This window comes from Enterococcus aquimarinus (assembly GCF_001885765.1).
Classification (GTDB): domain Bacteria; phylum Bacillota; class Bacilli; order Lactobacillales; family Enterococcaceae; genus Enterococcus_I; species Enterococcus_I aquimarinus.
The window spans coordinates 38,223-59,582 of record NZ_JXKD01000014.1 but is presented as its reverse complement, the minus strand read 5'-3'; the positions used below and the strand labels follow the sequence as shown (position 1 = coordinate 59,582).

Sequence of the window (21,360 nt, the reverse complement as noted above, 5' to 3'; positions counted from 1 at the left end):
AAATCTTTACCAGAAGCCAATTACGTGGAATTGATTCGCCTTTTTTGCAATAAGCAAATGCTGATCCTTCAACTTTATTTAACGTAACGCTCGGACTGTGGCCTTTAGACACACTTGTACATAAAAAAAAGCGCTTCTTTTATTCAAAGAAACACTTTTTTGTCTTATTCACTTTTTTTGTCTTCTTGAACAACTTCGACTTCTTCTTCAATCGCATAGACAAATTGCGGATTCACTTGGAAGTCTAACTGATCAAAGGATCCTTGAATTCGGCGTTCGACTTCTTGTAACCCTTCGGCATTTAATTTTTTGATATCCGATAAATCAATCGGCTCGCCAAAACGTAGCACGACTTTTTCGCGTTTAAATAACCCTTTTAAAGTAACCGGTCCTTGGTAGACACATGGTACGACGCGAACTTTTGCCATTTTCGCTATCATCGCCATCCCACCTTTGAGGGCTTTCGAATGACGCGTCCCACTCGGGAACATAATTAAACTTAAATCCGTTTCCTTCAAAATTTTAACTGGCGTCTTAATAGCGCTCGGACCTGGATTTTGACGGTTCACCGAAAACGCATTGCAATTTTTCAAAATGAAACGTAAAAAGACATTTTTAAATAATTCTTCTTTTGCCATAAAGGCGAAACGTTTTGGGCGAGCAGCAACGGCCATATACAATGGATCCCACCACGTGCGATGCGGCGCGACTAAAATATAATTTTCATCCTTAGGTAGTGCTTCTTTATTTTGAATTTCGAAGGGGCCATTGATGATGAATAAAACCACTCGGACAACCCCACGCATAAAACTAAAAAACATTCATTTATCCCTTTCTTTCTATCCATATTTATCTTTAAGTATGCAAAAAAACGGCACGATTAACAAGCTTTTTTGACTATTTTTATCAGAAGTTCAAAAGCAAGCGCTAAATCGCAAGAGAAACTTCATTTTTTTGCTTCCAGGGCCGTCATTTTTTGGTAGAATGGGAACAGATACTATTTTAAGGAGCGTTCCATCATGCAATTAAATGAATATGAGCGAATTGACAAACTCTACGCGGAAGATATCCAAATTATCCAAAGTTCTGAAGTTTTTTCCTTTTCACTCGATGCCGTATTATTGGCAGATTTTCCCACGATTCCAAAAAAAGGCACGATTGTCGACCTTTGTGCCGGTAATGGCGCAGTTGGTTTATTTGTGAGCCGTAAAACAGCCGCACACATCTATCAAGTCGAACTACAAGAAAAATTAGCCGATATGGCAAAGCGCAGCATTGTGTTAAATCAACTCGAAGACCAGATGACCATGTACCAAATGGATTTAAAAGACAGTCTAACGAAAATCCCGAGCGATTCGGTCGATTTACTGCTCTGTAATCCACCCTATTTTGAAAATGAACCCCAAGGCACCAAAAATCCCAATCCACATCTGGCAATCGCACGGCACGAAATCCATACCAATCTTGATGAAGTCTTAGCCGTCTCCAGTCGATTACTAAAAATGAATGGCCGTTTTGCGATGGTGCATCGCCCTGACCGCTTCTTAGATATTTTAGCTAAAATGCAACAACATCGCCTCGCACCAAAACGCTTGCAATTCATTTATCCAAAAGATGGAAAGGAAGCCAATATTTTATTAATCGAAGGCATTAAAGACGGCAAAACAGCCGGCTTCAAAGTCCTCCCCCCCATTTTCACTTATGATCAAAACGGGGAATACACACCAATTATTAAAGAGAAACTTTATGGACGCTAAAACGCACTATTTTTACGTTCTCTTATGCCACGATAACACTTTATACGCAGGGTATACCATTGATCCCGCAAGAAGATTGCAAGAACACAATGACGGTAGCGGAGCAAAATATACCCGCGTAGCCAAACGCCGCCCCGTCACCATGATTCATCAAGAGTGTTTTTCTTCCCGAAGCGAGGCCATGAAAGCCGAAGCCGCCTTCAAGAAGTTGACACGAAAGCAAAAAGAAGCTTACCTAGAGAAAAACACGAATAAAAGGAACATTTCCAAAAATTGTCAGTGATAGCTAATCTTTCGGGAGCAGATTTTCCTCCGCCATTTTCTGGCGCCCATAAATACTATGATTACCATTAAGAGCAAAGCTAATGCAACAAATCAGGATAAAATACGGTAAATTTTCCCAACCAAAGACTTCGCCACCAATCAAGATAGGCGCAAGTAGCGTGTTCGTTGCACTTCCAAAGACCGCAATATAGCCAAAAGCGGCAATGAATACGATTGGGAGGCCTAATACGGAAGCTAAAAACACGCCAAGCGTTGCCCCAATGGCAAAAAGAGGTGTCACTTCTCCTCCTGGAAAACCAATACTTAACGTAAGAATTGTTAAAACAAATTTCAAAAGCCAATCATAAGAATAAATGCTTCCGCCTGCAAAACTCGATTGAATCAAATTCGTCCCTAAACCAGAATATCGCCCAAAATGAAACATCAGAAACAATAAACTTAGAAATAAACTGACTAAGCCAATTCGCACAAGTGGATTGGCGATTTTTGTACTCCAAAACTGTTTACTGAATTTGAGTAGCTGCGCAAAATAGCGACCCGCTAAACTAAAACAAACAGCGACAAGGAGTAACTTCACAAGCAATCCCCAACTAAACACCAACGTCCCTGGTAGGATAAAAGAAAATTTCTCCAATCCCATCAGTTGCGACGTCCAACTCGCGGTGAAAGCCGCCAGTAACGTTGGCAATAATAGATTCGAATAGAGACGGCCGACAACCAACACTTCTAAGGCAAAGAAAGTCGCTGCAATCGGCGTTTCAAATAGACCGGCAAAACCCGCAGCCATCCCAATCACAATAAACCATCGTTGATTCGTTGCTTGCGCTAATTTCCCGAACCAATGACCCACCGTTGCGCCAATTTGCACGGCGACTCCTTCGCGACCGACACTGGCCCCGACTAGATGCGCCAGCCACGTCCCGATCACAACAAACGGCACCATCCGTTTCGGAATCCTCACATCGCCTCCTTGACCAGCTTCAAAAACTAAACTCATCCCTTCTTGACTCCGCTCGCCAAAGCGTTGAAAACAATACAAAATCAACATTCCCACCGGTGCTAGGAATAAAACGAGTGGCAAAAAATGAGCTTCTCGATAGGCAGTTAACTGAAGTAAAACAATGCCAAATAGCGTATCAATCAACCCTACCGTTAGCCCAATCCCAATACTGATCACATAGAGTGCTCCCTTTTCGAAAAAATTATTCCATTGTTGTACGAGCATTCCAACTCTTCCCTTCCATCAAAAAAGAGACAGAGCGCATGATTGGCCTGTCTCTTTTACTGTCATTATTTACCTGCGCGTTTCACGTATGAACCTTCAGCAGTATTCACTTCTAATAATTCGCCAGCTTCGATAAAGTCAGGAACGTTGACTGTTAAGCCTGTTTCCATAATTGCTGGTTTACCAGAACCTGTAACTGTTGCGCCTTTAATAGAAGGTTGTGTTTCTGCCACTCGTAAAACAACCGTTGTTGGCAATTGAATTCCGATGACTTCTGCACCGTAGAATTGAATTTTTACTTCCATGTTTTCTAAAATGTATTTCATTTCTTCTTCAATGGTATCTACGGGAATTTCATATTGATCATAGCTTTCTAAATCCATGAAGAATCCTGTATCATCCATTGTGTATAAATATTGAACTGTTTTTGTATCAATATGTGCTTTTTCAAACTTTTCGTCTGGACGAAGTGTTGTATCATACGTCGCACCTGTACGAACATCGCGTAATTTCATACGCATAACGGTATTTCCTTTACCAGGTTTGTGGTGACTTGCGTCCAATACTTTAATTAATTTACCATCTTGAATAAACGTCATACCCGCTCTTAAATCTACTGCAGAAATCATATTTTTATCTCCTTCATTGTAAAAAATCATTCGATTCATTTTATCAGAAAAGCGAACGTTTGACAAATTTCATTTTGCGAAAAACGTTTATTCCTCCGCTTCTTTTTCAGCTTCTCGCTGTTTATAGATTTCGTCGTCCGTCCCTTGCATTAACTTCTCGGCATAAAAGGTCGAACGTTTCGTTAATTCGGTGTAAAAGGAATCAAAACCTAGTTCTTCGGCTAAGGTTGGTTTTGCTGAAAACAAATTCGTTCCTAAGCCCAATCGTTCTCCTTCAATCGTCACATTTAACGCGGCTAACGTTGTCGGAAACAAATCAAGGGCCGTCGCTTGACGATCCGTCACACGACTGGCTGTTTGCGTCGTATTTAAAAAGGCATTATAAACGGTCCGCTGATAATTCGGATCGTCGTTGTCAAAAAAATCACTGTCCATCGTCAAATGATCCCCTACAATCACAACTGTTGTATTTTCATAAAACGGTTGCGCCTGAATCCACTCGATGAAGGCTTTCACTTGGCGGTCATTATCATGAATGACATTACTGTATTGATCATTAAACAAATTAGGCGTCTCTTCGGTCGCATAGCCGTCTTCAAAATGCGTATCGGTCGTCAGCATCGTAAAGTTAAACGGTTCGTCTTTAGCAGCTAATTCACTGAGCGAATCTTTCGCAAAATCAAACAATTTACGATCTTCATAGCCCCACCACTCCCAATAATCTTCGGGGATGAGTCCTTGTTCACGTGCCCAATAGACATCACGAATATCATAATTGCCGTGTTGGGTAAAGTACTTGCCACGTCCGGCAAAATCTTTACTCGAGCCAATAAAAAGCATTTGATTATATCCTTGTGTTTCTAAAACTTCACCAAGCGAATAAGCACCTGGGAAAAAATTAGAACCATCTTGACCATAAAAATTCACATCCAAATCACCACCCGACGCTCGCAGTGGTAAGCCAGAAGTTTGAGCGACCATCGCACTCGCCGTTTGATTCGCACCGGGTACTTGGTAAAACCCGCCCAGTCCGGTTTGATGTGAAAATTGCACGCCTTCATTCAAGGCGAGTTGGGTTAAATGAGGAATCAAGTTTTCACTCTTAACCCCACCCACTTCTTGCGAGGCATAACTCGTCTCCATCGATTCAAGATAAAGATAAAATAAGTTTCTTTTTTCTTCTGGAAAGGTCAAATTCACTTCACGCGGATCCACATAATATTCCTCATAAATTTCCGTTTCTTCAAAGTAATAAGCCTTAATGTCAGCATAACCAATCTCGCGAATACTAATCGACGCACTCACAATCAATAAAAACAGACTACTTGTTATGACCATTGGGATAAAAAAAGACTTCTCTTGTCGTTTAAACGTCGGACGATAAAGCGAAAATACCAGAAAGAAACTCGTGATACTCAGCGTCATCGCAAACGTATTTAATAAAGGATTTAAAATGTAATTGATGATTTGACCAGGATCAGAATCGCCTAATGGCTGGCTGATCGTATAAATCATCTGATCAAATGTCAAATTACCAAAAGAATGGACCGCCCAAAAGCTCGTTGATACCAGCAAACTACCAATAAAAACAATCAGACTTGAGACGAGCACCCAGGTAATTTGTTTTTTGGTCAAGGGTGACCGACGTTCAAGGATTCCTTTGCGATGCAACGCTCTTACTAATTGAACGACCGCAAAAATCAGAACAGCCGCAAAGAACGTCAGCAGACTATTAAGTTGATTCTTCCCTAAAAGCGGAAAGAGATACACAGAGAGATCAACCATCTCATCATTTACTTGACGCAACAACAAAAAACTGACCGTACTCATGACGAAAGCGAGATACGGAAAAAATAAATAATAGACCTTTTTATCATTCGGCAATATTTTTGTTAGAATAAGTACTAATATGACAAACCAAAATAACATTTTTCATCGCTACTTTCTCTTGACTCATTTACAGAAAGTATATCATAAAAAGCGTTTTACTTTGAAAAATTACGCCGAATTTAACGTTCTTGTAAACAAAGACCCACTAAAAATAATTTTAGCAGGCCTTTGTTGATAGCGATCCTTTTGAATGATTTTTAGAACAAGGATTTACGGGGTTGAAATGGCTTCGCTTCGGCAGCTTCANGAATGATTTTTAGAACAAGGATTTACGGGGTTGAAATGGCTTCGCTTCGGCAGCTTCAGGAAAATCAGTCAATCGAAAAACGATTGCCCTCATTTCCTTCCAGTTGCTCAGCGAAAAACGCCATTTCGTCCACCTTGATTTACGGGGGTGAAACGGCTTCGCTTCGGCAACTTCTGGAAAATCAGTCAATCGAAAAACGATTGCCCTCATTTCCTTCCAGTTGCTCAGCGAAAAACGCCATTTCGCCCACCTTGATTAAAATGACGGGATGAGGGTTTCGCCGTGTTCGTTGACTAAAAATTCACGGACTTCATCGCTTGTCATTGCTTTTTTCAAGGCTTTTATTTTTTCGGAGTCTTGATTGTCTTCACGCGCAACTAATTGGATAGAGAAGCGTTGATCGACGTTTGGTTCTAAGAAAAGCGCATCAGAAGGTTTCAACCCTATTTTTGAAATATACGTTGGGTAATTATAGACTAACGCGACATTTGGTTCACTATACGCTTCCGCAAGGTTCAGTAAATCAACCGATAACCATTCAAATTCTTTTGGATTATCCACGACATCTTTCAGTGTCGCATTCGTACCGACACCTGGCGTTAAGGTAATTAAGCCTTCGTCTGCTAAAATGGCAAGTGCTCGTCCTTCATTTGAAGCATCGTTTGGAATCGCGACTTTACTCTTATTTGGAATCTCATCAACACTCTTATAATCCTTTGAGTAAAAACCAACTTTCGCATCATAGATCGGTTGAATCGCCACTAATTGACTATCTTTTTCACTATTATATTTTTCCATAAAAGGTTTATGCTGCGCAAAACTCGCATCTGCTTCTTTGCTCGCCACCATGTCATTGTAAGCAACGTTATCGTTAACTTGGACAAGTTGAATATCCCAACCGTCTGCTTTTGCGACTTCTGCTGCTTTTTTGATTACTTCTGTCATCGGAGGTGCTTGTGCCGCTACCGTGATCACTTTATCTTCGGATGTTTCTTCCGCTTGATTCCCGCAAGCCGCTAACAGACCGACTGAACTTAAAACCACTAAACCAAATAATAATTTCTTCATTTTTCTTCCTACTTTCTTTTATCTAATTGATGCGCCAATTGATTACCTAGCATTTGAACCACAAAGACAAAACCAACCATAATCAAGATTGCCACATACATAATCCCATATTGATAACTTTGATACCCATAACGGATGGCGAAATCGCCAATTCCACCACCACCGACAATTCCCATGACGGTCGAATAAGACGTCATACTCACAATCGTCGTCGTAAACGCTAAAACCAGTCCGCTTCGACCTTCTACTAATAAAAAATGCCAAATATATTGTCTCGTCGTCGCCCCTAATGAATCAGCTAACAACCGAATCTCATTCGGAATATCAAGCAATACTTGCTCGACTAACCGTGCAAAAATGGCGATTGCCACGATACTTAACGGAAAGGATGCCGGAACCGGGCCAAATGCGCGCCCAATCAGAAACCGTACAACAGGAATTAATACCACGACAAATAATAAAAATGGAAACGAGCGGATAACACTAATCAAGGCATTGAATACCCAGTAAGCCCAGTGCTCTCGTTGTTGCACTTTTGGATGGGTTAAATACAATGCCATCCCTAATGGCAAGCCCACAAGCAAAGCCACACTTAACGAAATCCCCATCATAATCGCGGTTTGTTCCAAGGATAAGACTAACTCAGGCCAATAATAGACTAATTGCTCTTGAAGACTCATCCGTGTAGCCTCCTTTGCACTTTCTCAAAGTAGTTTTTCGAATCTTTGATTAACGGATTAGGCTTATTCTTCAGTTCACCTAGTAAACGTCCCTGCTCCATGACAAGCACGCGCTGACAAACTTTTTTGACCGCATCCAAATCATGACTGACAAAAAGAATCGTCACCGGAAATTCGCGATGGATTTTTTGAAGCAGCATCAGCACCTCTTCGCCATACTCTTCGTCCAAAGCACTCGTCACTTCATCGCACAGTAACAACTCAGGCTTACGGACTAATGCCCGGGCCAAAGCCACCCGTTGTTTCTCACCACCAGATAATTGCACCGGATAATCATTGACTTTCGTTGCTAAACCGACAAAATCTAACAATTCTAACGCATAGTCTGTCTCTTTATTGCCAATCAACTTAAGCGGCAGCATCACATTTTGTAATACCGTTTGATTATGCAATAAATGATACTGTTGAAATACCATCCCAATCTTTTTCTGGACCGATTGCTTTTCTTTTTTAGAAAAACCACTCACTTCTTTTTGCCCAAACAAAATCTTCCCTTGACTTGGTTCTTCCATTAAATTCATTAAACGCAATAACGTCGATTTCCCTGAGCCACTTTTTCCCACAATTCCAACAAACTCTCGCTTCTCGACAGAAAAAGATAAATCATCAATCGCTAATTGATCGTGATACCGCTGGCTCACCTGATGCAGTTCATACATCGATTCTCCCACTCCCTGAGATATAACAGCACACAATCCTGTTATATTTATTTTCATAAAAATGATACAGATGAATCTATTAATCCTAAAAATCAGTAAAAAATACGATTTAATGTCAACTTTAAAATAAAACAGCCATAAAAACTGTACCTCCTAGTATATATTTGAACTCAAAAAAACACAACCAGAAAGTTCTGGTTGTGTGGGGTAAAATGAACTATTTTGTAGCATTTTGATTAATATAACCGAGCCATTGATTATTCGCATTATATAAAGAATAATAAGTGGAATTGTTATAGTGATTGTATTTCACTTTTACATAAAGTGTTTGATTTAGATATTGGTTGCTATTTGCTTTTGCTTTCGTGAAATTCAGGTTTTGCCAAATCGTATAGTTTCGCTTCACAACTTTTTTATTAAATTTAGCCGCTAAAGCAACGCCACCTTTATTATTAGCAACATTTGCACCTTTTTCATTAATATAACCTAACCACTTACCTTTACTATCATAAAGAGATAAATAGCGAGAACCATTAAAGTGATTGTAAATCCCTTTTGCTAAATAAGTTTTTCCTGCAAAACTACCAGAAGCTTTCGAAGACCATCCAAAATTGCGCCATATTGCATAAGAATTGGATTTAATCGTTACATACTTCCCATAGCTTTGATAAGCACCCTGTTTGCCTGCTCCAACTTTGACACCCGTTGCGTTGATATAGCCTAACCACGTTCCGTTGTTCGAGTATAACGAGTAGTAAGTAGAGCCGTTAAAGTGGTTGTATCTCCCTTTTGCTTGTAAAGTTTGGTTGTAATAAGTACTACTGATGTTTTTAGTTTTTGAAAAATTCAAGTTTTGCCAGATAGTATAATTTTTTGAACGAATGGTAACATAGCGACCATCCGAAAGATACGAACCGCCCTTATTATTGCCATACGATAACGCTATAGGATCCACATAACCTAATAGCTTCCCTTGACTATCCTTCAATGAAACGACAACTGTTCCATCCGAAAAAGTATACTCTTTCTCGACATACAGTGTATTTTGAAAATAATTGTCGGATTTCGCATTTTCTCCAGTAAAAGACAAATTATTCCATACTGAATACCCTTTTTTCGTAACCGTTGCATAGCGATTAATCGTTTTTTCTTGCGGAGCAGCCGGTTTTCCTACGTCTTCAACAACCTCATCACTAACTAAAAATTTATTTGATAACATTCCATTATGATCCATGTTAATATCAAAACGTTTTCTCTTACCGCTACTATCTTTAATCGCAGTAAATTCCATCGAATCAGACCACTGCCAAGCGCTACGAGCCGTGTGTAGAATATTTTTATCGGATGGTTGGTATGGATACTGTGCCACCCAAAGATTTTGTAATCCCAAAATAGCAGTTGAAAGAATATTTCGATCAAAAATTGATGATGAAGAATAATGCAAAGTGATTGGATATCCAAGTGTTTTTAGTTTATTCGCAAAATACACAGAATTTTGCGTCGAGAAATCATTGAAATTCGTTTCTAAATCATTCACCATTACCGTTGTTCCAGATAATCCCAGTTCTTTTGCCATTTTTGCATAATACGTAGCTTCCGCTTCAGCCCCTTCTTTCGTTGTAAAATGACTAAAGTGATACGTACTTACCTTCATACCCGCAGCTAGAGCGTTCTTAATTTGATTTGCAGCATAAGGATTTTTATAAGAAGTTCCTTCTGTTAATTTCACCACAACACCCGTAACGCCATGTTTTTGCATAAATTGATAATCTGATATTGATAAGTTCCCCTGATAAGAAGCCACATCAATAAAGTCCCAATCTGGTCGTCCAGATTGCGTTTCTGAAATCACATCCACCACGCTACGTGACATAAGTGACGTAGGATTAACAAAGGTTCCTAATTCGTGATTGTCATTCGCATCCACTCTAGATGGTTCTGCTGGCTCTTCTTGTATAGGAAATTGGAACCATTGACCGTTGTAATAGACATCCTCATATTGGACCTCTTCCATACTTTCAACCGTCGATTCATTCGTCGTCGCTGTTTCATTGCTTTTAAGCGTAGATTCACTTTCAAGAACATCCTCACTGCTGAACCCTTCCATAGACTCATCTGATAATTCATCCAAATTAACGAGGGAATCACTCATTTCAACAGTAGTATCGAATAGCTCACTAGTTGTTGTTTGACTTTCGCTACTACTAGTATCAATCCCATCTGCCCAAACCGTTGATACTCCCGCTAACGGCGTAAACACTAAACTACCAACCAAAACACTTGTTACAATTCTCTTTTTCATTATTACCCACCTTTTATGTATGAATCTGCCTTACTTCTAGCACTTCTATTTTTATCGGCTAAAATCAATTACTTCTTAATAAATCGTCAAAAAATCTTGCCAATGACCACTGGCAAGATAATATAAGTTAAAGTTTTTCTACTAGCTCTTTTAAGTACACTTTTAATTCATCTTTTATTTCAGGATGTTTCAACCCATATTCAATATTAGCCTCTAACATACCTAATTTGTTCCCGACATCATACCGTTTCCCCTTAAACTCATGAGCAAAAACACGTTGCGTTTTATTCAACGTATCAATCGCATCAGTTAACTGAATTTCGCCCCCAAGACCCGGTTCTTGATTTTCTAAAATCTCAAAAATTTCGGGTTTCAACAAATAACGACCGATAATGGCTAAATCACTCGGCGCGTCTGCTGGTTTTGGTTTTTCTACAAAGTGATTCACATCGTATAATCCAGGTGAGACTTCTTCATTTGGTGCAATCACACCATATTTATCGGTATCCTCATGAGGAATCTGCATAACGGCTAAAGCCGAAGCTCTTGTTGCATCATACGTATTGATTAATTGCTTCGTAAGCGGAATCTCATCTTCCATGATATCATCGCCCAACATCACGACGAATGGTTCATTACCGACAAACGCTTTCGCTTGTAAGACGGCATGACCCAAACCTAAAGGACGTTTTTGACGAATAAAGTGAATATTAATACCTGTTGTTTCTTCGACTAAAGCTAATAACTCATCTTTTCCTTGAGAAGCAAGACTTTGTTCCAACTCCACATTCGCATCAAAGTGATCTTCAATCGGACGCTTTGCTTTCCCCGTCACAATAATAATATCTTCAATCCCAGATTCAATGGCTTCTTCTACGATAAATTGAATCGTTGGTTTATCGATAATTGGCAACATTTCTTTTGCAATGGCTTTTGTTGCAGGTAAAAATCTTGTACCTAGACCTGCGGCTGGAATGACTGCTTTACGGACTTTTTGCATGATAATTAACTTCTCCTTCGTTAAAAATCTATTATATAATTTTTAAATTGAATAGTAACTTTGTAGTAATACGATAATCTAGCTATCTTGTAAAACATATTAAAAAAATAATTTATTCTACTAAATAACTATAAACTCTTTTTTAAACATTCGTGTTTTTATTTATATTACTATGCAATTTCTATATCGTTATTTAATTTAAATTGGTTACTAGAAGATTATTATGCTTTATTATACATCTCATCATAATAATTTGCGTATTCACCTGATAAGATATTTTCAGCCCATTCATTGTTATCAAGATACCACTGAATTGTTTCTTTAATCCCTTGTTCAAAGGTATACGCTGGAGTCCACCCGAGTTCCGTAGTAATTTTAGTATTATCAATGGCATATCGTCTATCATGACCAGGTCTATCTTTAACGTGTTTGATTAAGTCTTCAGATTTTCCTAATATACTAATGATTAGTTTTACGAGCTCAATATTGGATTTCTCGTTATTACCGCCGATATTGTAAACTTCGCCATCAATTCCTTTATGAAGAACGGTATCGATTGCCGCACAATGATCCGATACATGTAGCCAATCTCTGACTTGCATACCATCTCCGTAAACAGGCAGGTCTTTCTCTTCTAAGCAATTGTTAATCATTAATGGGATGAGTTTCTCAGGGAATTGATATGGTCCGTAGTTATTACTACATCTAGTAATATTTACTGGCATCCCGTATGTTTCATGATATGCTCTTACAATCATATCCGCACTTGCCTTGGATGCTGAATATGGACTATTTGGCATGAGAGGCATTGTTTCTACAAACATGCCGGTCTCACCTAGAGCACCATAAACTTCATCCGTTGATACTTGAAGGAATTTCACACCTGGCTTATAGTCGGTGCTATACTTATCAGCAGGATCTATTTTCCAGTATTTCTTTGCAGTGTCTAGAAGAACTTGCGTACCAAGAATATTCGTCGTTAAGAATATCTCAGGATCCTCAATACTTCTATCTACATGAGATTCTGCAGCAAAATTCACAACTGCAGTAATCTCATTATTTCTAAAAATATCTTCAATCTGTTCTCTGTTACGAATATCCGCTTTGATGAATTCATAATTAGGATTAGTATCGATGTCTTTTAACGTTTCTAAATTACCTGCATACGTCAATGCGTCGATATTGATAGTCTTATATTCTGGGTGTCTATCAAGCATTAATTTAACAAAATTACTGCCAATGAATCCTGCTCCACCTGTTATTAATATTGTTTTCAAAAAAAAACCTCGCGTTTCTAATTATATTTCTTCTAATAAAGATAAAATATATTGGCCATAGTCTGTCATTTTAAGACGTTCCCCTATTTCTTTCAGCTTTTTATCATCGATGAATCCTCTACGCCATGCAATTTCTTCTAGGCACGCAATATAAAATCCTTGTCTAGATTGAACAGCTTCGACATATTCTGCAGCTTTTAACATTCCCTCCGGTGTGCCCGTATCAAGCCATGCCATTCCACGTCCTAATAAAACGACATTCAAATCTTTTCTTTCAAGATAAGCATTATTAATTGAAGTAATTTCAATTTCACCTCGTTCGGAAGGTTGAACATTTTTGGCGATTTCTATTACAGTGTTATCATAGAAATATAAGCCAGGGACAGCGTAGTTAGATTTGGGATACTTAGGTTTCTCTTCAATTGAAAGTACTTTTCTGTTGTCATCAAACTCTACGACCCCAAATGCTTTAGGATCTTTTACCGGATATCCAAAAATAACGGCACCATCTTTAGCTGCTGTAGCCTGATTTAGTACTTTTGTTAAGTCTTGACCATAGAACATATTGTCCCCCAGTATCAAACAAACATTATCTTCTCCAATAAATTCCTCTCCAAGAATAAAAGCATCTGCTAGACCTTTCGGCGTTTCTTGAACTTCATATGAAAATTTCAAACCTAGTGAAGAGCCATCTCCTAGCAACTTCTGATAACCTGAAATATCTCCTGGAGTGGAAATAATTAATATTTCTTTAATACCCGCTAACATAAGAACTGATAACGGATAATAAATAAGTGGTTTATCATAGATTGGTAAAAGTTGTTTGGAAACGGCTTGAGTCATTGGGTATAACCTCGTGCCTCGCCCTCCTGCAAGAATAATTCCCTTCATCTACACTCGTCCTAACTTTTTATAATTTGACAGATTCTGTCTACTTCTTCTAAAGGTAAATCTGCATACAATGGTAACGTCAATACACGATCGGCAATATATTCTGCAACCGGTGTTTTTCCTTTATCGTATAATTCTTGGTAACACTCAAAACTATTTGTCAACGGATAGAAATATTTTCTTGCGATGATATCATTAGTCATTAATTTATTATATACCTCATCCCTAGTCATTTTATATTCTTCAAAAACGACTGGAAAATAAGCATAATTACTTTCAACATCTACTTGGTCTTGAGTCAGTTTAATACCAGTGACATCTTTTAAATGAGATTTGTATCTTTCAACTACTTTTTTACGTTTTATAATTTCGTTGTTTACATGTCGTAAGTTACAAATCCCCATAGCTGCTTGGAATTCATTCATTTTTGCATTTCCACCAACATAGCCCACTGTGTCAGTTCCTGTAATACCAAAGTTCTTCAAATCAATTAAAATTTGTTTTAAAGATGAATCATTGTAGGTTACGGCGCCTCCCTCAATAGTATTAAACACTTTTGTAGCATGAAAGCTAAACATCGATGCATCACCGAAATTACCAATGCCATGACCATTTACAGTAACACCAAAAGTATGAGCCGCATCATAAATCACTTTAAGATTATGTTTTTTAGCAATTACTTCAATAGCCTCAACGTCGCATATATTGCCGTATACATGCACAGGGATAATTGCGGAAGTTTGATCAGTAATCAGACTTTCAATTTTTTTAACATCTATCGTATAGTCATCTGGGTTAATATCACAAAAAACAGGTTTCAGGCCGTTTCTCACAATGGCATGTGTTGTGGATGCAAAAGTAAATGGAGTGGTAATCACTTCGCCTTTTAAATCCATTGCTGCAATGATGCATTCCAAGGCTAAGTGACCATTAGTAAAAAGAGTCACATTCGGTACAGTTAAATAATCGACAAGTTGGGCTTCAAGCAGTTGATGCTTACTCCCCATATTTGTAAGCCAATGAGAATCCCACAGTTCTCTTATTTCTTCGATGTACTCTTCTATTTCTGGCATTGATGACCGGGTTACTTGAATTGTCAAATGAAACCCTCCTATAATTTTTTTGTTAGATAGACTGATTGATTAGAGGCCTCTTTTAAATAAGAAAAACCATTCTTTTTATAGAACTTGTCAGCAATATAATTATTTTTTCTTACTTCCAATATGATTTCTTCCATTCCAAATTCTATAGATTTATCAAAACAAGTTTCTAATAAATTTCTACCGATTTCCATATTTCGTGCTTGTTTTTTTACTCCAATAAAAGAGATATATGCTACTTTACTATTTATATCATTTGCGTACAATGATACAAATCCTAGATTTCCTGATTTATATGTCACATAAACAAAAGCATTCTCTGATAACTTCATTGCATAATCAGATAAATCACCAACTTTTTCTGATATAGAAGGAGTAAAAACCCCATCAAACTCTTGTAATATTTTTAATATTTCTTTTTGACTTTTCATTTGTTTGATTATTATTTTTTCTTTAGAGTTCTTAAATGGATAATTATTAGAATTAATTTGTACAATATTTATATCCTTATGCGCAATTACTCCATGATTCTCTTTAAGTAAGTGATCTGAGACAACCTCATCTTTAAGCCAGTTAATAATTGCTTTAGGTAAATCAACACCTGCCAAGTGACTAAATGGATATCCACCGCCAAATCTTGCATTCATCTCCAAGACATAAAGTTTGTCGTTTACAAGAAACACATCTACATCAAGATTTCCTATATGTCCTAATTTTTTGCTTATTAAAGCACCTAACTCTTTAAAACGACAATCATCTACTATTTCGGCACAATCTGTTTCACCAGATCTCATCGCATGTTTTATTTTTACTACGGTATTTTGATAGTTTTGCTTCAAATCATTAATTACATCTAACCCATATTCCTGACCGTTAAGTTTCTCCTGAATAATCACACTTTCATCTAAATTTTCAGTAGACTCAAATTTTAAATAGCTATTTTTGATATGTGATAATGATTTTCTATAAAAAACCAAAAGTTCTTCTTCATTCTCAGCAATTAATACTCCTATCGATCCCATTCCCCATCGTGGTTTTATTACTAAAGGAAAACTCACCTCATTATTATTGATGGCTTGTATTACGGCATCTATTGACAAAAAAGTTTTGGGAACCATAAAACCATTTTCTTTCAAAAAGGAATACGTTTTGTATTTATCATTACAAATATTAATTACCGATTTATCTGAGACAATCACATCGATACCATTATTCTTAAATAATTCTATATTTTCTGACAGTACAGGCAAATCGATATCAAACAGAGAAATTATTGCACTGATATCGTGCTCTCTACAATACGAAATTAAAAAAGGAATATAGTCGTCACTGTAGATGAGAGGTGTAACTATTGCGGCATCTGCAATTTCAAATGCTGGTGTTAATTCAGTACTGTTGGAAACATGGACTTTGCCAATTTCTCCCAAGGCCTCTTTAAAATATTGAACAAGGTAGCTTCTCCTTCCTACCGATGTTAATAATATATTCATTAGATACTCTCCTTTAATTTTTTGGTACTCAGATCATCAAAAAACAGTGGTGTTCCACCTGTATGTATAAAAAGAATTTTGGAATTCATAATGTTTTCTTCTACTATATACTGTGTCATTCCCCAAAAAGCTTTACCAGTATAAGTTAGGTCTAGAGAAATACCGTCATAATTAAAAATTTGCTCAATCATTTCTATTATTTGATTATTATATCTCCCATATCCACCACAATTATATTTATCAGTAAAGGATATTTGAGAATCCACATTATTAAGTATCGTATTATTAAAATATGATTCAACACTTTCTCTTATTGGTAATCTACCTAGATCACTATTTCTAGCAATAGATATTCCTATTATTTCTTTCATATCATTATTAATAATTTTCCCACAAATTAGTCCAGCTTGGGTCATTCCAGTTCCAGACGCATGAAAAATATAATCAAAATGTATACCACTTATTCTTTCGTATGCCAGTATTTCTTCATAAGCTTTAATATATGCATTTACTGGAGTTACCTTATTACCATTACCGTATTTATCACCATTGATATAATAGGGGTTCAATCCTTCCTCACAGCATGCACTAATTGTTTTTTCAATAGTATTTGCAATATTCTTTTTACTACACTTTACTATATTGACCCCCGTACTTTCAACAATGATACTATTAAACGTCTGTTCTTCTTTATCTTTATCCATTTCTTCAGGAGAAATAACAAAACAAGGAATATTTTTAGCTTTACTCATATTAGCAATAACTCGATTTAAATTAGATTTACTACTACCATAACTAATAATACAGTCGTAGCCTTTATTCTCCATATCATTAAAATATTCTTCTGCAATTCTAACTTTATTACCACCAAAAGAAAACGGGAGTAAGTCATCTCGTTTAATATAAAATTGATTAAAATTTTGTTCATAATTCAATAGATTAATTGGGGTTCTAATTAGACTATCTGACATTAGAATCACTTCTTTTCTTTTTCAATTGCTTCATTGTATTTATAAGATAATCAAAACTGTCTATTTTAAAAATTTTTGCTAGGCCCATATAAATAAGACTTCCTGTTAATAATTGTAAAAGTAGAATCTTTCCTTCTCCTAAATTCAAATAATTAAAAACATACACAACAACTCCCATAATTAATGCTATGAAAAATGAAGGGAAAATATCTCTTAACTGGTCTTTATAGCTATAATTTAATAATTTTTTATTTGGATACGCATTGATGAATGTTGAGATAATACCACTGAATAATTGTCCAATTGCTATCGCATACACGCCAAGAGGCAGGCTGATTCCTAGTATGATAAGACCGACAGTTTTTTTTATCATCTCAAGTTTAAGAAAAATATCACTTCGCCCCATCGCATTAATCGCTTGCAAATTTGCTGTGTGTATCGGAACTAAAGCATATGAAAGACAAAATATTTGGAGAAAAGGAACCGCAGGAAGCCATTTCTCTGTTAATACAATCACCACTAATGGTTCTGCTACAACTGCCATCCCTATCATCATAGGGAAAACAAGAAAGGAACTAGTAACAATTGATCTGCGCATAATTTCTTTTGCTCTTATTTTATTATCTTGGTATGCTGATAATGTGGGTAACATCACTGATTGGATTGATCCGTCAATATTATTGACGATTAATTTAGGAAATTGCTCCCCTCTATTATAAAAACCTAAAGCAGATGAACTATATATTCTACCTATGAATAAGGTTCTAATCTCTAAGTAGAGCACATTGAGCAATGAAGAAGCCAATAATTTCCAGCCAAAAGAAAATAACTTTTTAACCTTTTTAAAAGAAAAAACTAACTTAGGTCGCCAATTTACAGTAAACCACATAATAATAGATATAGAAATTTGATTGCTTAATTGCTGAATAACTAGCGCCCAAACACCCATCCCCATGTATGCAGCAGTTACTCCTAAAATGCCAGATATAACGATTGCCCCTACACTACTCTTAAAGAGTTTTTTAAACATTAGATTTCTAGCTACGTACGCATTTTGTACAGAATTCAATGCTCCTGTAAAAAGTATAAGAGACAGCACTCTTAACATAGGAGATAACATTGGTTCCCTATAAAATACCGAAATACTAGGTGCTGTAAAAAAAATTATGGTATACAATAATAATGCTATTATCAAACTCAAATAAAAAATTGATGAGAAATCTTCGTCATCAGTATCCTTTTTTTGAATCAATGCGGTACTAAATCCGCTTTGAACAAATACCTGAGCTAAGTTAATAAAAACCATCACAATTGCAATTACTCCGAATTGTTCTGGGGCGAGGAGTCGTGCTAATATTATTTGGACGATAAATTGTATCCCTTGCGAACCTCCGCGTTCTAGTAGTTTCCAGAATAAAGAAGCAAGAACTGATTCCTTTGAATGTTTATTATTCAATATATTCCCTCATTTCATTCAAGCTTTAAATACTTTATTCCACATTTCAATCTTGTGTTCTAAATTCAGTTCATTCTCAGCAATATATTTTGTACCATTTTTATAATTTAATGGTTTTATAAACTCGTGAAAACTCAAATTTTTAATTTTATTATAATCCCAGATATCGATATTTTGACTTCTATAAAAATTATACATAACAGAATCTTTTGGCATAAACATTTTTTTATTCATATATAGCATCGGACTAATATTACCTAATCCAATTTGTCTAGTAGTATTAAAAATCGCAATATCTATTGTAGATAAATATTGCATATATTCTTCTTTCGACATCATCTCTCTGATACATTCAACTTTTCCACCAAAAATTTTATTTGCCTCCGATTCAACAATATCCCCATAATTCATATCTCCGTAATTTAATGGCAAATATATTTTAATATTTTCATTTTTATATTTCTTAAGATCTTGTAAGCTCTCAAGATGATTTAAAATTTTTGTACTAGAATGTCCGATTTGAATATTAATAGTTTTGTCATGCGTAATTTTATATTCTAAGTCATCAAAATCTTGTTTGTTTTTATACAAAGGATTGTATAAATTACCTACATAAGAAGCGTAGAAAGTTTTTGAGTTAGTTTGAAATTCATCTTTAAAATATTTTATATCTGGTGGAAAAATACCAACAAAATATTTAATGCGTCTCCTAAAGCTTTTCGCAATAAAATTTCTAGCTAATAAGCTAACTCTCCTAGACAGAGAACCCTCTATTTTTTCTTTCCACTGATATAGATCTGCACCCCATGCGACCCATATTATTTTTTCAAAAATCTGGGGATGAAATAATAACTTAAAAATTTCAATAGTTTTAAAATTCAAATAATGAATAATAACTTTATCATATTCAGAACACGTATTTAACATATCTTTTGTACTTAAATTGGGAATCATTTCCACATTCTTAAGTTTATTAAGATTTAAATCTATTACAGAATTTTTTGTAACTAACTTAAAGTAATGCTTATCGCTTTCGAAATTCTCACTTATAAACTGAATAAATGATTCTGTGACTCTTACATTAACATTTGGTAACATATGTATTATCTTCATTAATCTAATATCTCACTCATTTCATTATTAATATAGCTATCGATATATAATAATTCTATAGTCCATCGTTATCTTTTTAATCTGTACCGAAAATATCTCTTGTATAGACCTTGCTACGAACTTCCTCTAATTCTATCTCATAACGATTAGAAACTATTACGTCAGAAATACTCTTAAACTCTTCTAAATTTTTGATTACTTTCGAATGATAAAAAAATTCTTCATCTAAAGTAGGTTCAAATACAACAACTTCGATTCCTTTCGATTTCAAGCGTTTCATCACACCTTGTATAGATGAATATCTAAAATTATCTGAATTTGATTTCATAGTTAAACGATATATACCTACGATTTGAGGTTTTCTAGCTAATATTTGCTCAGCAATAAAATCTTTCCGAGTCGTATTAGCATCTACTATAGCACCAATGATATTACTGGGAACATCTTCATAGTTTGCTCGCAATTGTTTGGTATCTTTTGGAAGACAATATCCTCCGTAGCCGAAAGACGGATTATTATAATGCGAGCCAATTCGAGGATCTAGACTAACACCTTCAATAATCTGGCGACTGTCTAGTCTTCGTGTTTCTGCATATGTATCTAGCTCGTTAAAATAAGCAACTCTTAGGGCTAAATAGGTATTAGAAAATAATTTAATTGCTTCTGCTTCCGTAGAATCTGTTAATAGAATTGGCGTAGTTTTTGAAGCTGAATTATTATTAAACAGATCCGCAATTTCTTGTCCTCTTTCAGATTTTTCACCCACAATAATTCGTGAAGGATACAAATTATCTTCTAGTGCTTTTCCTTCTCTTAAAAATTCAGGGGAAAAAATAATGTTTTCTGTATTATATTTTTTCTTTAGCTCACTTGTATAACCTACTGGAACGGTTGATTTAATAATAAATATGACTTCCGGATTGATTTTTAGCGCTTTCTCAATCACATTTTCAACAGTAGAAGTATTGAAATAATTTTTTGATTCATCGTAATCAGTTGGAGTGGCGACAATCAAATATTTTGTATCTACAACTGCATCTCTAAAATTTTTTATAAATTTAATTGATAAATCTTCTCTATTTAAAAAGAAACTAACCTCCGAATCCATTATTGGAGATTCCTTTTTTTTTAACATATTAACTTTTTCTTCTACAATATCATAAGCTTTAACATTTACACTTTGACTTAATAGCAATGCATTAGCTAGCCCAACGTAACCTAATCCTATAACTGATATATTCATAACATAAGTTCTCCTTC

19 protein-coding genes are annotated in these 21,360 nt (G+C 36.0%); 2 read left to right on the top strand and 17 right to left on the bottom strand.

The annotated features are described in order from the left end of the window. Positions 1–164: 164 nt before the first annotated feature. The gene (locus tag RU93_RS09350; RefSeq protein ID WP_071875360.1) at positions 165–821 is read right to left on the bottom strand and encodes a lysophospholipid acyltransferase family protein; all 657 of its coding nucleotides are present in this window, start codon (positions 819–821) and stop codon (positions 165–167) included. Between the two features lie 198 nt (positions 822–1,019). Here RU93_RS09350 and RU93_RS09345 point away from each other — a divergent pair, with 198 nt between their 5' ends. Both RU93_RS09345 and RU93_RS09340 read left to right on the top strand, forming a co-directional pair. Next, positions 1,020–1,757: a tRNA1(Val) (adenine(37)-N6)-methyltransferase gene (locus tag RU93_RS09345; RefSeq protein WP_071875359.1), complete on the top strand. Its 738-nt coding sequence runs from the start codon at positions 1,020–1,022 to the stop codon at positions 1,755–1,757. Continuing rightward, the gene (locus RU93_RS09340; protein ID WP_071875358.1) at positions 1,747–2,040 is read left to right on the top strand and encodes a GIY-YIG nuclease family protein; all 294 of its coding nucleotides are present in this window, start codon (positions 1,747–1,749) and stop codon (positions 2,038–2,040) included. Before RU93_RS09345 ends, RU93_RS09340 begins: the two co-directional genes overlap by 11 nt. 3 nt (positions 2,041–2,043) lie before the next feature. Here RU93_RS09340 and RU93_RS09335 read toward each other — a convergent pair whose 3' ends face one another. The 16 genes from RU93_RS09335 to RU93_RS09255 all read right to left on the bottom strand — a co-directional run bounded on the left by RU93_RS09335 (position 2,044) and on the right by RU93_RS09255 (position 21,343). Next, on the bottom strand, positions 2,044–3,267 hold the full coding sequence (locus RU93_RS09335; RefSeq protein ID WP_071875357.1) for a chloride channel protein: 1,224 nt from the start codon (positions 3,265–3,267) through the stop codon (positions 2,044–2,046). A 65-nt stretch (positions 3,268–3,332) separates the two neighbouring features. Beyond that, positions 3,333–3,896, bottom strand: a complete 564-nt coding sequence (gene efp, locus RU93_RS09330) for an elongation factor P (RefSeq protein ID WP_071875356.1) — start codon at positions 3,894–3,896, stop codon at positions 3,333–3,335. Between the two features lie 87 nt (positions 3,897–3,983). Beyond that, positions 3,984–5,726, bottom strand: coding sequence for an LTA synthase family protein (locus RU93_RS09325; RefSeq protein WP_245785399.1), 1,743 nt, complete (start codon positions 5,724–5,726; stop codon positions 3,984–3,986). Positions 5,727–6,288: 562 nt separating this feature from the next. After that, complete coding sequence (locus RU93_RS09315) at positions 6,289–7,101, bottom strand: MetQ/NlpA family ABC transporter substrate-binding protein (RefSeq protein ID WP_071875353.1); 813 nt, start codon at positions 7,099–7,101, stop codon at positions 6,289–6,291. An 8-nt stretch (positions 7,102–7,109) separates the two neighbouring features. Beyond that, positions 7,110–7,781: a metal ABC transporter permease EmtB gene (emtB, locus tag RU93_RS09310; protein ID WP_071875352.1), complete on the bottom strand. Its 672-nt coding sequence runs from the start codon at positions 7,779–7,781 to the stop codon at positions 7,110–7,112. Continuing rightward, a complete protein-coding gene (locus RU93_RS09305; RefSeq protein ID WP_071875351.1) occupies positions 7,778–8,500 on the bottom strand; it encodes an ATP-binding cassette domain-containing protein in 723 nt (240 codons plus the stop codon). Before RU93_RS09305 ends, emtB begins: the two co-directional genes overlap by 4 nt. Positions 8,501–8,717: 217 nt before the next feature. Beyond that, positions 8,718–10,802, bottom strand: a complete 2,085-nt coding sequence (locus tag RU93_RS09300; protein WP_071875350.1) for a GH25 family lysozyme — start codon at positions 10,800–10,802, stop codon at positions 8,718–8,720. Positions 10,803–10,929: 127 nt separating this feature from the next. Further along, a complete protein-coding gene (gene galU / locus RU93_RS09295; protein ID WP_071875349.1) occupies positions 10,930–11,802 on the bottom strand; it encodes a UTP--glucose-1-phosphate uridylyltransferase GalU in 873 nt (290 codons plus the stop codon). A gap of 221 nt (positions 11,803–12,023) precedes the next feature. After that, on the bottom strand, positions 12,024–13,079 hold the full coding sequence (rfbB, locus tag RU93_RS09290; protein WP_071875348.1) for a dTDP-glucose 4,6-dehydratase: 1,056 nt from the start codon (positions 13,077–13,079) through the stop codon (positions 12,024–12,026). Positions 13,080–13,100: 21 nt separating this feature from the next. Continuing rightward, positions 13,101–13,970: a glucose-1-phosphate thymidylyltransferase RfbA gene (rfbA, locus tag RU93_RS09285; RefSeq protein ID WP_071875347.1), complete on the bottom strand. Its 870-nt coding sequence runs from the start codon at positions 13,968–13,970 to the stop codon at positions 13,101–13,103. 11 nt (positions 13,971–13,981) lie between these two features. Further along, positions 13,982–15,070: a DegT/DnrJ/EryC1/StrS family aminotransferase gene (locus tag RU93_RS09280; protein ID WP_245785398.1), complete on the bottom strand. Its 1,089-nt coding sequence runs from the start codon at positions 15,068–15,070 to the stop codon at positions 13,982–13,984. A gap of 11 nt (positions 15,071–15,081) precedes the next feature. Then, positions 15,082–16,560, bottom strand: coding sequence for a GNAT family N-acetyltransferase (locus RU93_RS09275; RefSeq protein WP_071875345.1), 1,479 nt, complete (start codon positions 16,558–16,560; stop codon positions 15,082–15,084). After that, complete coding sequence (locus RU93_RS09270) at positions 16,560–17,531, bottom strand: 1-aminocyclopropane-1-carboxylate deaminase/D-cysteine desulfhydrase (RefSeq protein WP_071875344.1); 972 nt, start codon at positions 17,529–17,531, stop codon at positions 16,560–16,562. Before RU93_RS09270 ends, RU93_RS09275 begins: the two co-directional genes overlap by 1 nt. Next, positions 17,521–18,987 carry a lipopolysaccharide biosynthesis protein gene (locus RU93_RS09265; RefSeq protein WP_071875343.1) on the bottom strand — a complete coding sequence of 489 codons (1,467 nt, stop codon included), beginning with the start codon at positions 18,985–18,987 and terminating at the stop codon, positions 17,521–17,523. The genes RU93_RS09270 and RU93_RS09265 overlap by 11 nt, the downstream gene beginning before the upstream one ends. A gap of 18 nt (positions 18,988–19,005) precedes the next feature. Beyond that, positions 19,006–20,085: a TDP-N-acetylfucosamine:lipid II N-acetylfucosaminyltransferase family protein gene (locus RU93_RS09260; protein ID WP_071875342.1), complete on the bottom strand. Its 1,080-nt coding sequence runs from the start codon at positions 20,083–20,085 to the stop codon at positions 19,006–19,008. A 91-nt stretch (positions 20,086–20,176) separates the two neighbouring features. After that, entirely contained in the window at positions 20,177–21,343 is a 1,167-nt protein-coding gene (locus RU93_RS09255; RefSeq protein ID WP_071875341.1) for a nucleotide sugar dehydrogenase, read from the bottom strand. Between the last annotated feature and the right edge of the window lie 17 nt (positions 21,344–21,360).

Bases quoted from the DNA above. Each gene is read 5' to 3' on its own strand.
- RU93_RS09350 (WP_071875360.1), bottom strand. From the start codon at position 821: ATGTTTTTTAGTTTTATGCGTGGGGTTGTCCGAGTGGTTTTATTCATC.
- RU93_RS09345 (WP_071875359.1), top strand. From the start codon at position 1,020: ATGCAATTAAATGAATATGAGCGAATTGACAAACTCTACGCGGAAGAT.
- RU93_RS09340 (WP_071875358.1), top strand. From the start codon at position 1,747: ATGGACGCTAAAACGCACTATTTTTACGTTCTCTTATGCCACGATAAC.
- RU93_RS09335 (WP_071875357.1), bottom strand. From the start codon at position 3,267: ATGCTCGTACAACAATGGAATAATTTTTTCGAAAAGGGAGCACTCTAT.
- efp (WP_071875356.1), bottom strand. From the start codon at position 3,896: ATGATTTCTGCAGTAGATTTAAGAGCGGGTATGACGTTTATTCAAGAT.
- RU93_RS09325 (WP_245785399.1), bottom strand. From the start codon at position 5,726: ATGAGTACGGTCAGTTTTTTGTTGTTGCGTCAAGTAAATGATGAGATG.
- RU93_RS09315 (WP_071875353.1), bottom strand. From the start codon at position 7,101: ATGAAGAAATTATTATTTGGTTTAGTGGTTTTAAGTTCAGTCGGTCTG.
- emtB (WP_071875352.1), bottom strand. From the start codon at position 7,781: ATGAGTCTTCAAGAGCAATTAGTCTATTATTGGCCTGAGTTAGTCTTA.
- RU93_RS09305 (WP_071875351.1), bottom strand. From the start codon at position 8,500: ATGTATGAACTGCATCAGGTGAGCCAGCGGTATCACGATCAATTAGCG.
- RU93_RS09300 (WP_071875350.1), bottom strand. From the start codon at position 10,802: ATGAAAAAGAGAATTGTAACAAGTGTTTTGGTTGGTAGTTTAGTGTTT.
- galU (WP_071875349.1), bottom strand. From the start codon at position 11,802: ATGCAAAAAGTCCGTAAAGCAGTCATTCCAGCCGCAGGTCTAGGTACA.
- rfbA (WP_071875347.1), bottom strand. From the start codon at position 13,970: ATGAAGGGAATTATTCTTGCAGGAGGGCGAGGCACGAGGTTATACCCA.
- RU93_RS09275 (WP_071875345.1), bottom strand. From the start codon at position 16,560: ATGAATATATTATTAACATCGGTAGGAAGGAGAAGCTACCTTGTTCAA.
- RU93_RS09270 (WP_071875344.1), bottom strand. From the start codon at position 17,531: ATGTCAGATAGTCTAATTAGAACCCCAATTAATCTATTGAATTATGAA.
- RU93_RS09260 (WP_071875342.1), bottom strand. From the start codon at position 20,085: ATGTTACCAAATGTTAATGTAAGAGTCACAGAATCATTTATTCAGTTT.
- RU93_RS09255 (WP_071875341.1), bottom strand. From the start codon at position 21,343: ATGAATATATCAGTTATAGGATTAGGTTACGTTGGGCTAGCTAATGCA.